Genomic DNA, 12,285 nt, shown 5'->3' with positions numbered 1-12,285 from the left:
TCCCGCCCCGGCGGGGTTTCCGTGACCGAGTCGTGAGAAGGTGCCCGTGGCTAACAGACTGAAAATCGGTATCACCGTGGTTGGTGGCGAGACCAACCCCCAAGCGGCGATGTGGAGTTATGGCATCGGCCAGAACGTCGCCTACCTCGCCTTTCTCTTCCAGCGTATGGCGGGCGTCGAGCAGGTGGTTTTGGTCGCAGGACCGCCGGGTGGCGGCAATGTGCTGGGGGATATGTTCGGTCTCGACGTCGTCCAGCTGGAGGACGCCGTTGATCGTCTGGACCTGATCATCGAACTGGGCTCGAGGGCCTTGACCCCTGAACAGGCGCAAAGACTGCGTTCCCACGGAGGCCGGCTCGTGTCCTACATGGCGGGCAATGCCGCCGTGAACAATTTTCAGGCGCTGGTCAACGAAGCCGACGACGGCGGCGACATGCCGATCCTGGGCGGGTTCGACGCCGTATGGATTACGCCCCAGAACTGGTTCGCCTCAGCCGGCCACGCCCGCATCGTCCGTTCGGAGCGGGTCAGGAAGGCACCCCACATCTGGAGTCCCTACTGTCTCCAGACCGCCATGATGAAGGATGGAGGCCCCGCCTACTGGCGGCCTCGCGACGGAGCGCCGGCCAAGCTGGGCGTGTTCGAACCCAATCTGAATGTGACCAAGACCTTCCAGATCCCCTTGTTGGCGGCCGAGGAAGCGTATCGCAAGGACAAGTCCCTGATCGATACGCTGCTTCTGTTCAACACCTATCATCTGCGTGACAACGCCCACGTCACCTCGTTGCGGGACTCCCTGGAGCTGGGAAAGGACAAGAAGATATTCTTCGAGCACCTGCACCCGATCGCCAAGGTTATGGGCAAGCATGTCAACGTCGTGCTTAGCCACCAGTGGGAGCTGAATCTCAACTATCTTTACTGGGACATCATGTATCTAGGCTGGCCACTGGTTCACAGCTCGGATGCCGTGTCGGAATACGGCTATTACTATCCGTCCTTTGATCCGCAGACCGGCGGCGAGGCCGTCACTGAGGCCATTCGGACCCATGACGAGAACATCGACCGTTACCGCAACCGGACCAATGAGGTGTTGTGGCAGTTCAGCATCGAAAACCCCGTGGTCATCGCCAACTACAAGGCGCTTGTGGACGAACTGTTTGACACCCCGGAGTTGAAATAATGAGCCCGTCCGAGAAGCGCCCCTATCGGGTCGGTGTCACGATTTCCATTAAGGAGGGCGGCGACCTGGCGCTCTTTTCGAATGGCCTGCGTCAGAACGTTCTGTTCATGTACAAGCTGTTCGAAAGCGCGCCGGACTGCGCCGACGTTTTCTTGATCAGTGACAAGATCGTCGGGGACGACATCAAGGGTGACCTCTTCGGCGTGCCGCGTGAGAAGATTGTCCGGCTCGAGGATGTGGTCGACCAACTCGACTACTTGATCGTTCTGGGAAGTTCTGTGCGCACAGAGGCCCTGCGGGACGCCCGAAGCCGTGGTGTCAAGACCTTCCTCTATAAGGGCGGAAACGGCGGTGTCCTGTCGATGGAGGGGATCGCCGCGCGCCCGCCCAAGCCCACGGCCGAGGTCTATGACGACTACGACTGCTATGACCAGATCTGGATCACGCCACAGCACATGCGGACCTATGCGGGGTGGTGCAAGACTGTCTATCGCTGTCCGGTCATTGAGATTCCGCAGATATGGAGTCCGCTGTTCAGCGGGGTAATCGGCGGCTCGGAGGCCGTGAAATTCGGCTTCAATCCCCCGGAAAAAGCCTGGCGGATCGGCGTCATGGATCCCAACAACACGGTCATGAAAACCAGTCACTACCCCATGCTGGTGACAGAGGCCGCGTTCCGCAAACTCCCGGACATGATCTCAAGCCTGATGGTCTCGAATTCGGCGAAATATGCCGAGCACGATCACTTCAGACGCTTTGCCAACTTACTAACCCTTCAGGCGGCAGGTAAGTTGAGCGTTGAGCATCGATACATTAGTTGGGTATTTCTTGCAAAATACTGTGACGCGGTCGTCACCCACCATTGGGAGAACGGCTTGAACTACATGTATTATGATGTCCTGTATGGAAATTATCCTCTGATTCATAACTCAGAGTTTCTGAAGGAATACGGATACTACTACGAAGACTTTAATCCGGAGTCGGGTGCTGAGGCCCTGATACGAGCCTACAAGACCCACGCCACCAACCTGAAGGCGTACGAGAAAAAGAACCGAAAACTGTTTGCCCAACTGGACCCCACAGCCCAACACAACGTCGACCTGCACGAAGGGTTGATGTTCACGGCCTGAATCCTGCGCGGGTCTGTCCGCAGCCCAGGTTATGGCCCTAGCGGAACAGCTCTTTCTTGACCGATACGCAGCCCTGTGCGCCGGCCGGCATCAGATAGAGCTGGGTCGCCACGTCCAGTTCGCCGACGGTGACGTTGGCGAGCAGGCGTCGCGTGCCGGTGAAGGCCGCGAACGTGCCGCTGCGCAGGGCCGCACAGGGTTGGCTCCAGTAGATGGTCTGCTGGTAGAAGCCCGCGCAGTTGGGCGAAATGCTGATCGTCGAAAGCCGCGTCGTCCCGTTGGTGGCATGGGACGATTCCATCGTGATCACGGTCGGCCACATATCGCCGTTGGGGCCGAGGGGCTGGACGGTGAAATTGGCGTCCGAGCCTTCCATCAGGAACCGGCCGACCTGAACGGCCCGGGTCGTGCAGCGGGTCATGCCGATCGAGCTCAGGGCGTCGGCCAGACGCTGCTCCGTCGAGCCCGGCATCGAGCCGATATTGCCCGCAACATACTGTGCTGACACCGACTGTGCCGGCAGCAGAAGGGCGGACACCAGCATCAGCCGGGCGACTACGGATCTCGACATGGTCAACTATATGTTCCGTCAGGCCCCGCCCCACTTTTAGGCGAGTTGCCGATCCCTGTCGACAAACCTTGTGGCCTGGTTCGATCGGGACGGTCGAAATCGGCCGGGCTGATTGTCTTTGCGACGATCGTCGGCGATAAACCGCCGGGCGTTTCCGGTATTCGTATCGACGAGCGCGCGAAGCACATAGTGGGATTTATGACCGATAACCTTGCCCCGTCCCTGACCCTGATCAATCAGTATCTGGTCGATCTGTCCTTCGAGAATCCGGCCGCAAAGCGCGGTCGTGCACCGCAGGGGCCACTGTCGATCGAAAAGTCGGTGGACATGGTCAGCCAGCCCCGCGAGGACGGACACGCCAATGTCGACATGCGCCTGACGGTAAAGGTGTCGGCTGAGGGCATGGCTATATTCCTGATCGAGATCACCTACCGCTGCGTCTGCGACGTCAGCGGAATTGCGCCTGAGGCTCTGGAGCGACGGCTGCTGGTCGAGGGCGGTGAAGCGATGTTCCCGGCGGTCCGCAACCTGGTCAGCGGGCTCGTGTCAGAAGGTGGCTTTGCCCCCACCCTGACTCTGGACCCGATCGATTTCGCCGAGGTGCTCGCCCGTGCGCGGGCCGGTGAGGGATCGTCCGAAGTCTGACGAGGCCGTCTCAGGCTCAGCGAAGACACCGGCCCTGCTCGCCCTCAAGACCGGGTTTGTCGGCCGACGGCTGCGGGTTTCCGGCCTGCAGGCGGACGAGACGACGAGAATGACACCCGTAATCCTGGGGCTGCGGCCGAGATCCATGCTGACTCTACCAGGACAGGTTCGTCGGTCCTCTGTGGGGAACCTCCTCGGGTGACGCGCCGTCGCAGCTGGCTGAGCGGTCCTCGCATGGTCTTCACGATGCCTGTGCAACCACCCTTCGAAAGCCAATGATCTGGACGGTCGACGCAAGTGGTCCATGAGTTCGAAACCTGGCCCGCACGCCGACGTTGCCAGGTCGAGAGGGTGCAGGACCATCGAGCTCTCAATCGGCGGCAGCCCTTCAGCGCCAGTGGCGATCATGGCCTTTTGGCCGGGCCACAGGCAGTCGATTTGTGCCCGCCGCTTGCGATGACCGGATTCTGTGCCAAGGCCTTCCGGACACCAAGCCGGGGGCTGACAGGATTGTCTGCACCATCTAAGCCGGTTACCGGACGGTGGACGTCTTTCTTGAGACGGAAGCCTCGCTGTCAGATCGACCACGGAGCCAGATTGTTACGGAAGCGTGGGACAAGGCGGCGACAGATTTTTGACGCAACGGAGCGAGCCTGAAGATGGACGACAACAAACTCCCGACCAGCCGGTTGGTGTTCGAAGAAATATACCAGTCCAACTTCTGGGGCTCTGCAGAAAGCAAGTCTGGGCCTGGTTCGGAATTGGTCAGCGCCGAAAACGTGATGCGGGAGCTTCCTATCCTGCTTCGTGAGCTTGGTGCCCGAACCATGCTCGATCTTCCATGCGGCGATTTCAACTGGATGAACCACACAGACATCGGCGACGTATCATATACTGGTGCTGACGTCGTTCAAGAAATCGTCGATATAAATAACAGTAAATATTCTTCAGAAAAACGCAATTTTGTCAACATCGATCTATTGAATGATTCATTACCCAAAGTGGATCTGATACTAACGCGTGACTGCCTGTTTCATTTTTCTGTGAAGGATGTTTTTACCGCGTTAAATGCAATTGTTGACAGCGGGTCGACATGGATTTTGACGACGACATATTCATATCGGGGATTTCCACGGAATAGTGATATTGTCACGGGTGGATGGACTGCGATTAATCTTGAGATGGCTCCATATTATTTCCCACCTCCGAGGAGGACAATTGTTGAAGCTGCTCCCAACCTGAGCGTCAGATACTCGACTGCTGATGGAGCTGTTGTAAGACCGCAAAGCGATAGGTGTCTTGGTCTTTGGCTTGTAGCCGATGTAATGGCTGCTTTGAGAGGAAAATAGCCAGATGCCTATTGTTGTCAGTCATGTCGGATCGGGATGCGAAAATACAAAACTGAATCATAAGTTATACTGTGAAATGTACTCGTATAATCACGAGATAGTTTCTGATGTGCGTGACACGCCAGAAATTCTTGAAGGCCTCAGCAGGTATGCTGTGATCAGGAGTCGGCTCCGGAAGCTGCCTGAGGGTGACTGGCTTCTATACCTTGACGGCAACGCAGCGATCTATCGGCCTGTATCGATTGATGAAATGCTCGGCACCGATGACCGGTTGCTGGTGGCCTTGCTCGGGTCAGATCCGCCGGAACCCGCCAGAGGCCTCATGGTTTGGAGGAACACGGCCGAGAATAGAGAGATCCTGTTGCGACTCGATATCGCAAAGGGGCATGAATTCGCCCGTGGGTCGATTGGAGGCGACGAGGTGGATTTGCTTAGAGGGGCTGGCCTGGTGCCTGTCCACGGAAGTCGAAACGGCACGATTGTGGCCACGAGGGGGCGGGTGCTCAACTGGGAAAGGCTCAACGCTTTCGCAGTTTGTTTCGACAGGCTACAAAAGGATAAATATTCACATCAATATAGTGAAGATAAGCCCTATCGAGATTTTTCAGTATCGAGAATAAATAGGTCGATTGAGGGTGGCGGTGACGTATTTTGTAGATCGGTTGAATATCAGAATGATCCAGAGAATTATTCTGAATTTAATACAGATTCATCAGTAGCTCTGATTAGCTTGTACACGCCGAACATAAGATCGTACGCTCAGATAAGTGAATCAAATTGTACAAGATATTGTACTCGTCACGGATATGCATACTACGTCTATCGAGACTTGCCGGATGAGGCTCCGGCTAATGTGTCTGGGAACTGGTTAAAAGCATGGCTTCTTTTGAGGCATATTAAGGATCACGAATGGGTGGTCTGGATCGATGCTGATATGCTCTTCATCGATCAATCTAAGCCATTGAAGGAGTTTTTGAAAGGACGCGAAGTGATGGTCGCAAGAGACATTGCTGGATGGTCATTCAATTCCGGATTTATGGCGTTTAAGAACTCCGTTGAAAACATCAAGATACTGCAGGATATATCTCTCATGATCGATGATGTGATGGATAAGTCTTCTGTATACTCAAATCAGGGTGACCAGTTTATATTTAATAGATATTTTGAAGACAACAAACTTGTGAATGATCAGAACGTCTGTGATTATCTCACCGTAAATACACATTATTGTTTCGCGGATAAGAGTACGTTTGTTGCTCATTTTATGGGTCTAGGTGAGCCGGCCCGTAGTTGTATGATGGAAGACTTTGAGAAGGTGTCGCTTAGTTCCGGCACGTGATTTGGACCGGAGAATAAGGCGATGGATACCGAGCGGACGTACTCTTTCACCACCTATGACGAGGTGATCAGCAACATTCTTCAGCGTGTGGCCCCGGCTACGGTTCTGGACGTGGGGGCCGGGTCCGGAAAATACGGACGGATGGTTCGAAGCCTGTTTCCCGGTGCGTGGATCACCGCGCTGGAACCCGACCGGGAAAGCATCATCGCTCACGGGTTGAACGACGTCTACGATGAGGTTCTGGAGATCGGGGCTCAAGCCCTGATCGAACAGCACCCGAGGCGAACCTTTGATGTTGTCATCATGGGCGATGTGATCGAGCACATGCGGAAATCCGAAGGCGTGGATATAATCGATTTCCTGACCTATCGATCGTCTTACATACTTATAGTCACGCCTGAGGCGATGATCATAAACGCCTCGCCATGGTACTTGGGGCACATCTCTGCCTGGTCTTCCGCGGACTTCGCAAATCACACGAATTGGGCTTCGGACCAGCTCGGTCAAATGCAGCTGTTTATCTTGAGGGGGTATCAGACTGAAGCGCTGTCCCTCAAACATCTGGTGGCCCAGATCAACGCGGAAGCCATCACGATCAGCTACGGCGATACGAGCGGAGTCTGCGACCTCACGCAGGTCAGGACGACCCACACCATCACCGATACGCGTGCGGATGGGACCTCGGATACATGGGGTTGGCGAGCCAACTAGATTGCTGTGACGCTCATTTCTCGCCCGGACACAGCCGTGGTGCCGTGTCCGGGTGTTCGTGACGCGAGGCTGTCATCGCCCCGCCGCGGCCTGCTCCAGCATCAGGCCCGCCGTGGCCTTGGCCGAGCCGACCACACCGGGAATGCCCGCGCCCGGATGGGTGCCGGCGCCGACGATGTAAAGGTTCGGGATCACGTCGTCGCGGTTATGCGGCCGGAACCAGGCGCTCTGGGCCAGGATCGGCTCCAGTGAGAAGGCCGAACCCAGATGGGCGTGGAGGTCGTCCTTGAAATCCTGTGGCGTCCAGATGCGCGTGGTGACGAGGTCGCGGCGCAGGTTGGGGATGTAGCGTTCCTCGAGATAGTCGAGGATTTTCTCGCGATACTCAGGGCCCTTGACGGACCAGTCGATGTCCGCGGCACCCAGGTGCGGCACGGGCGACAGGACGTAGTGGCTGCTCATGCCGTCGGGGGCCATCGACGGATCGGTGGCGCATGGGGCGTGCAGATAGAGGGAGAAATCCTCCGGCAGCGTCGGCCCGGCGAATATCTCGGAGATGAGTTCCCTGTACCGCGCGCCAAAACAGATGGTGTGGTGAGCCAGATGCTTCTGGGGCTGGGACGTGCCGAAATGCAGCACGAACAGCGACATTGAGAAGCGCTTTGATTTCAGCGATTTCGCCTTCGCCTTGCCGCGCGGCGTGCGGCCCAGCAGCTTCTCATAGGTGTGGACCACGTCGCCGTTCGAGGCGACCATGTCGGCTGGGATGACCTCTCCTCCCGCCAGTGTCACGCCTGTTGCCCGCTCGCCCTCGGTCTCGATCCGCTCGACCGCGCTGTTCAGGCGGACGACACCGCCGAGGTCCTCGAAGAGTCGAACGAGACCCGCGATCAGGGCGCCGGTCCCGCCCCTGGCGAACCAGACACCCCCGCGCCGCTCCAGCGCATGGATCAGCGAATAGACCGAGCTGGACTTGAACGGATCCCCCCCGACCAGAAGCGTATGGAAGCTGAACGCCTGACGCAGATGCGGATCCTTGATGTACCTTGCCACCATGTCATAGACGCTGTTCCACGCCTCGAGCCGGGCCAGGACAGGGGCGGCCTTCATCATCGTCCAGAATGACTGGAAGGGCACCGAACCAAGCTTGACGTAGCCTTCCTGATACAGGGCTTCCGAATGAGCGTGGAAACGGCGGTAGCCCTCGACATCGGCCGGATTCAAGGCCGCCATCTGGCGCTCCATGGCCGCCTCGTCGTTGTTGTAGTCGAAGTGGACGCCGTCCTCCCAGCAGAGCCGGTAGAAGGGGTCGACCGGCATCAGGTCGATGTAGTCCTTCAGTTCGGAGCCCGTTCCCTCGAACAGCTCGGTCAGGCAGTCAGGGTCGGTGATGACCGTCGGCCCGGCGTCAAAGGTGAAGCCCTGTTCCTTCCAGACGTAGGCGCGGCCACCCGGCTTGTCGCGCATCTCGATCAGCGTCGTCTGCACGCCGGCGCGCTGCAGCCGGATGGCCAGCGCGATCCCGCCGAACCCAGCACCGATCACAACCGCGCGTTTCGCCGTAACGTCTCTCATGATCGACTTCCTCGTCCTGTCTCGCGGACCTGCAGCAGCGCCCGGCCGAAGGGCACGGGGGGTTTTCCCGTGAGGATACGTAGTTTGTCGAGCCGGGTACTCCTGCCTGCGTAGAAGCGCCGCAGGACGCCGTCCGACAATCCATAGAACCGTTCGAAAACGCGCCATCGCTGGCCAGGGTCTGCCGCCCTGAACAACATCCGGTTCAGCAGACGGTAGAAGGCCCGATCCCGCCACACCCGCTTGGAATAGGTCTCGGTCAGCCGTCTCAGCGAGGCGGAAGACAGGTCGTCCTGATCCGCGATCAGCCGGGCCAGCAGTACGGCATCCGGCAGGGAGTAGCCGGTCACGGGGTGAAACAGACCCGCCAGAAGCCCGGCGCGGGCGACGGGCGGACCGTCCGCCCAGAAGGCGTCGATATCGCCGTCCATCGCGATCGGCAGCACGCCCTCTTCCTCGGCGACCACCGCCTCAACGGTCCAGCCCCGCGACCGGATATAGCCGTCGATCCGTTGCTTGAGGGCCGGTCGGTCCAGCACCGGACTGTCGGTGTAATAGGTGTCCTCGACCATCACCGTTCTGGCATCGAACGGCAGCAGATAGACAAACCGGTATGCGCCGAACTGCTCGACCGTGGCGTCCATGATCGTCGGCCGGGTCAGGCCATGGGGCGCGGCCAGTCGAACCGTTTGCCCGACAAAGCTCTGCCAGCCCAGGTCCAGAGCCCTGGTCGCCTTGGGGCCCCTGGCATCAATCACGCCCGTGGCAGTGAGCCGGCGCTGGTCAGACAGGGTCACCCCTTGTGGATCCACCACGACGGCCTCGCCCAGGATCAACCGATCGCCCAGCAGCGGGGCGACGGCCGCGTGGAGTCGTTCGGATGTCAGACTGCTGTAACCCGTGGTCAGGGTCCGGCTTCGGCGTGGGAAATAGACCTCATAGCCGTCGGGCCAGCGATGCCCGATCGCGGGGGTCAGCCATTCCCGATCGACGGGTGCGATGTCGCTGTCGAAAATCGACCAGGTATGGTTTCCACCCAGCGCGCCGTCGCGTTCGACCACGCAGACGCGGACCTCGGGCCGATCCATGGCCAGACGCCAGGCGATCAGGCTGGACGCGAGTCCACCCCCGACCAGGATGAGATCGAAGTCATGATCCGTCGGCATCAGGCGCGCCAAGGAGCATGCGGCCGGTCCGGCCGGAGTTGCATACCATCATGGCGGACGGCCTCGGTCATCACCTTTGGGCGGGAGGACGCCATGCATTGTGAGCCTTCGTTGTTCACGCCACCGCCTCCGTCGCCCTGTTCTTCCGGCACCTGAGCCGACGCTTCTTGTCTATCGCGAAGCTTGGTCTCTTCCGCCCGCGATTCTCTAGGGCCTGACCGGAAAAAGCGTGAGCGGTTTTCAGTGTGTTCGACCGGTCGCACCCGGACGGGAAGCAGGGGCCGCTGTCTGCGGCAGGCGCCAGCCGGTCCGGGTCCCGTGCGCCTTCCCCAGAAGCCGCATCGCCGCCAGACGCCCGGACAGGGTCGCCATGGGAATACCGGGCCCGGGGTGAACGCCACCGCCCGCAAGATACAGGCCCTCAAGACCGCTCTCCGGACCGGGCCGCTGGAAGCTGCCCATGAGGCCATGATTGGCGCGCCCGTAGAGGGCCCCGCCGCCGGCAGGGAACAGCTGTTCAAAGTCGTCCGGCGTGGTCGCGATGGTTTCGTCGTTCAGGGCCTCGACGCTCAGCCCGCAGCGTTCGAGCACCGACCATGCCCTTCGGCGGACGTCGTCGACAAGGGCAGGGTCGAACGACGCCTGATCTCCGATCGCGGGCGCGTTGACCAGCAACAGCAGCCGCTCCGTTTCGCCCGGCGGCACCCGGTCCCCGCAACGATCCTGGGCACAGACATAGACGGTGGGCTCCTCACAGATCGATTGCCGCCCGAACACCTGCCGGAATTCCTCTTTGTAGTTCCCCGAGAAGAAGACCGTATGGTGCGACAGGGGAAAGCCGTGCGTCTTTGCTGAAACGCACCATGTCAGCGCCGACAGGGAACGATCCTTTGCAGCCACCGGCCGTGGACCCGTCGCTCGATCGCCGGCGACCAGCCTGCCCCTCAGGGCCGAGATGTCACCGTTGAAGACCACAGAGCGTGCCGCGATGGTCTCGCCGGACTCCAGCTCCACCCCGGCGACCTGGCCAACGTCCTGCAGGATCGACCGCACCCCCTCACCGTAACGGAAGGTCACGCCCAGCGACCGGGCCAGGGATTCCATTCCGCGTGCGACCTCGACCATGCCGCCCTCGACGAACCAGACCCCTTCCTTCTCGACATGGGCGATCAGCATCAGGGTCGCCGGGGCGGCGAAAGGCGACGATCCGGTATAGGTCGCGTATCGCCCGAACAGCTGACGCAGGCGCGGATCCCTGAAATAGCGGCCCAGCTCGGCCCATAAAGTCTGGTGGGGCGCGGTATTCAGCAGGGCAGGGATCCCCGCCAGCCCGACCCGTGGCACCATGTCCAACAACCCGGGGCGCTGCGCACAGATAAAGGAGTCCTGCAGCACGGCGTAGATTGCCTCGCTCCGGGCACAGAAGGCCCGATAGCCCTCGGCATCCGCCTTGCCGGCGAATTCGCCGATGGCCGCGATCGACCGTTCCATGTCTGCAAACAGGTCGAGCCGCGAGCCGTCGGTCCAGCCATGCCGTGCCAGCACGTCTGCGGTCCCGAGGGTGACATAGTCCGACAGCGACGCGCCGGCATCGGCGAACAGGCTCTCGAACACCCACCGCATGGTGAACACTGTTGGGCCTGCGTCGATACCCGGCCCGCCGCCGGGATGAAGCTGTCGCATCTTGCCACCCGGCGTCGCGGCCTTCTCGATCACCGTGACCTGACAGCCGGCACGCGCGAGGTCGATGGCGGCTGCGAGCCCGCCCATGCCCGCGCCGATGACCAGAACCGTGTGGTCTTTCATTCGCCCGTCGCCAGCTTCCCGAGACGAGAGCCGGACTGACCGATCTTCCAGTAGTGGTAGAGGATCAAGGCGAGGCCGATTGCCAGCGGAATGGCCCACAGTCCGGGGTGGAGGGCGATTTCCGGCATGAACCGAACGGCACCGAAGGCGAAGAAGGCCGTGTAGACGGAGATCCCGGCACCGACGATCCCCTTCACATGCTCCTTCAGCCAGGCCTTGGGCGGGGGAGCGGGGTTCAGCATGTGCATGAGGTTGGTCGCCACGGTCGCGAACCCGATCACGGAGGCCGCGACGATCAGAGGCTGACCGATCGTGAGCCCCTCGACCACGCAGGCGACGGCTGCCAGCGCCAGAAGAAGTTGCAGATAGAGGTTGATGCCGCGCCGGTTTCGGCCCGGGTCGGATTTGTTCTTGAAAACCTCGCGACCGTACCAGGCGAGGTTCACGGTCAGCACGCCGAGATGGAACATCAGCACGCCGAAGATGCCGCGGACGAACACCGGGTCCTTCAGGTGGGGGTGGGTCCCGAGAGGGTCGTAGAGGGTGCAGAGCGAAAGCAGGATAGCGATGCCGCCGGCCACCAGAATGGCGCGCGCGAAGACACGGCCCCAGAGCCGATGCACCGGAGACCCCTTTCGGCTGAAAACGGGAATCCAGAAACTGGCCAGACCCACCACGCCGAACGCGATGTGGATCGCGATCAGAGCCTTGAACAGGAGATACATATTCGACCCTTGCGGAAGGCGACGTCTGGCGGTCTGTTCATCCTTCAGCGGAGTGGCCAAAGATTCAAGGGATCGGGATGGTTCGTAA

The 12,285-nt window shown here is 60.0% G+C and carries 11 protein-coding genes; 6 read left to right on the top strand and 5 right to left on the bottom strand.

Features of this window, described 5'->3' with window-relative positions:
- The first annotated feature begins 46 nt into the window (after positions 1-46).
- Together ACP7AS_RS04045 and ACP7AS_RS04040 are read left to right on the top strand one after the other, a co-directional pair.
- Positions 47-1,180 carry a DUF2827 family protein gene (locus tag ACP7AS_RS04045; protein WP_426027578.1) on the top strand — a complete coding sequence of 378 codons (1,134 nt, stop codon included), beginning with the start codon at positions 47-49 and terminating at the stop codon, positions 1,178-1,180.
- Positions 1,180-2,310: a DUF2827 family protein gene (locus ACP7AS_RS04040; protein ID WP_426027577.1), complete on the top strand. Its 1,131-nt coding sequence runs from the start codon at positions 1,180-1,182 to the stop codon at positions 2,308-2,310. Before ACP7AS_RS04045 ends, ACP7AS_RS04040 begins: the two co-directional genes overlap by 1 nt.
- A 37-nt stretch (positions 2,311-2,347) precedes the next feature.
- Here the strand turns inward: ACP7AS_RS04040 and ACP7AS_RS04035 are convergent, their stop codons facing one another.
- On the bottom strand, positions 2,348-2,881 hold the full coding sequence (locus ACP7AS_RS04035; protein WP_426027576.1) for a hypothetical protein: 534 nt from the start codon (positions 2,879-2,881) through the stop codon (positions 2,348-2,350).
- Between the two features lie 198 nt (positions 2,882-3,079).
- Between ACP7AS_RS04035 and ACP7AS_RS04030 the strand changes: the two genes are divergently transcribed.
- From ACP7AS_RS04030 to ACP7AS_RS04015, 4 genes are all read left to right on the top strand, one after another.
- Positions 3,080-3,526, top strand: a complete 447-nt coding sequence (locus ACP7AS_RS04030) for a protein-export chaperone SecB (protein ID WP_426027575.1) — start codon at positions 3,080-3,082, stop codon at positions 3,524-3,526.
- 659 nt (positions 3,527-4,185) lie between these two features.
- Positions 4,186-4,875 carry a class I SAM-dependent methyltransferase gene (locus ACP7AS_RS04025; protein ID WP_426027574.1) on the top strand — a complete coding sequence of 230 codons (690 nt, stop codon included), beginning with the start codon at positions 4,186-4,188 and terminating at the stop codon, positions 4,873-4,875.
- A 4-nt stretch (positions 4,876-4,879) separates the two neighbouring features.
- Positions 4,880-6,214, top strand: coding sequence for a hypothetical protein (locus ACP7AS_RS04020; protein WP_426027573.1), 1,335 nt, complete (start codon positions 4,880-4,882; stop codon positions 6,212-6,214).
- 21 nt (positions 6,215-6,235) lie between these two features.
- Complete coding sequence (locus ACP7AS_RS04015) at positions 6,236-6,925, top strand: class I SAM-dependent methyltransferase (protein ID WP_426027572.1); 690 nt, start codon at positions 6,236-6,238, stop codon at positions 6,923-6,925.
- Between the two features lie 72 nt (positions 6,926-6,997).
- Here ACP7AS_RS04015 and ACP7AS_RS04010 read toward each other — a convergent pair whose 3' ends face one another.
- The 4 genes from ACP7AS_RS04010 to ACP7AS_RS03995 all read right to left on the bottom strand — a co-directional run bounded on the left by ACP7AS_RS04010 (position 6,998) and on the right by ACP7AS_RS03995 (position 12,197).
- Complete coding sequence (locus tag ACP7AS_RS04010) at positions 6,998-8,500, bottom strand: phytoene desaturase (RefSeq protein WP_426027571.1); 1,503 nt, start codon at positions 8,498-8,500, stop codon at positions 6,998-7,000.
- Positions 8,497-9,666, bottom strand: coding sequence for a lycopene beta-cyclase CrtY (gene crtY / locus ACP7AS_RS04005; protein ID WP_426027570.1), 1,170 nt, complete (start codon positions 9,664-9,666; stop codon positions 8,497-8,499). The genes ACP7AS_RS04010 and crtY overlap by 4 nt, the downstream gene beginning before the upstream one ends.
- 240 nt (positions 9,667-9,906) lie before the next feature.
- Positions 9,907-11,472 (bottom strand): 1-hydroxycarotenoid 3,4-desaturase CrtD, encoded by a 1,566-nt coding sequence (gene crtD / locus ACP7AS_RS04000; RefSeq protein WP_426027569.1) that lies wholly within the window; start codon positions 11,470-11,472, stop codon positions 9,907-9,909.
- Positions 11,469-12,197, bottom strand: coding sequence for a hypothetical protein (locus ACP7AS_RS03995; protein ID WP_426027568.1), 729 nt, complete (start codon positions 12,195-12,197; stop codon positions 11,469-11,471). Before ACP7AS_RS03995 ends, crtD begins: the two co-directional genes overlap by 4 nt.
- Positions 12,198-12,285: the final 88 nt, after the last annotated feature.

This window comes from Brevundimonas sp. TWP2-3-4b2, from assembly GCF_049897345.1.
In the GTDB taxonomy this organism is placed as follows: domain Bacteria; phylum Pseudomonadota; class Alphaproteobacteria; order Caulobacterales; family Caulobacteraceae; genus Brevundimonas.
Note: the sequence above shows the minus strand (reverse complement) of the source record. Positions and strands in the feature narration are given on the sequence as shown.

What these genes read in the sequence shown, in the direction of transcription:
- ACP7AS_RS04040 (WP_426027577.1), top strand. Translation starts at nt 1,180, where the DNA reads ATGAGCCCGTCCGAGAAGCGCCCCTATCGGGTCGGTGTCACGATTTCC.
- ACP7AS_RS04035 (WP_426027576.1), bottom strand. Translation starts at nt 2,881, where the DNA reads ATGTCGAGATCCGTAGTCGCCCGGCTGATGCTGGTGTCCGCCCTTCTG.
- ACP7AS_RS04030 (WP_426027575.1), top strand. Translation starts at nt 3,080, where the DNA reads ATGACCGATAACCTTGCCCCGTCCCTGACCCTGATCAATCAGTATCTG.
- ACP7AS_RS04025 (WP_426027574.1), top strand. Translation starts at nt 4,186, where the DNA reads ATGGACGACAACAAACTCCCGACCAGCCGGTTGGTGTTCGAAGAAATA.
- ACP7AS_RS04020 (WP_426027573.1), top strand. Translation starts at nt 4,880, where the DNA reads ATGCCTATTGTTGTCAGTCATGTCGGATCGGGATGCGAAAATACAAAA.
- ACP7AS_RS04015 (WP_426027572.1), top strand. Translation starts at nt 6,236, where the DNA reads ATGGATACCGAGCGGACGTACTCTTTCACCACCTATGACGAGGTGATC.
- ACP7AS_RS04010 (WP_426027571.1), bottom strand. Translation starts at nt 8,500, where the DNA reads ATGAGAGACGTTACGGCGAAACGCGCGGTTGTGATCGGTGCTGGGTTC.
- crtY (WP_426027570.1), bottom strand. Translation starts at nt 9,666, where the DNA reads ATGCCGACGGATCATGACTTCGATCTCATCCTGGTCGGGGGTGGACTC.
- crtD (WP_426027569.1), bottom strand. Translation starts at nt 11,472, where the DNA reads ATGAAAGACCACACGGTTCTGGTCATCGGCGCGGGCATGGGCGGGCTC.
- ACP7AS_RS03995 (WP_426027568.1), bottom strand. Translation starts at nt 12,197, where the DNA reads ATGTATCTCCTGTTCAAGGCTCTGATCGCGATCCACATCGCGTTCGGC.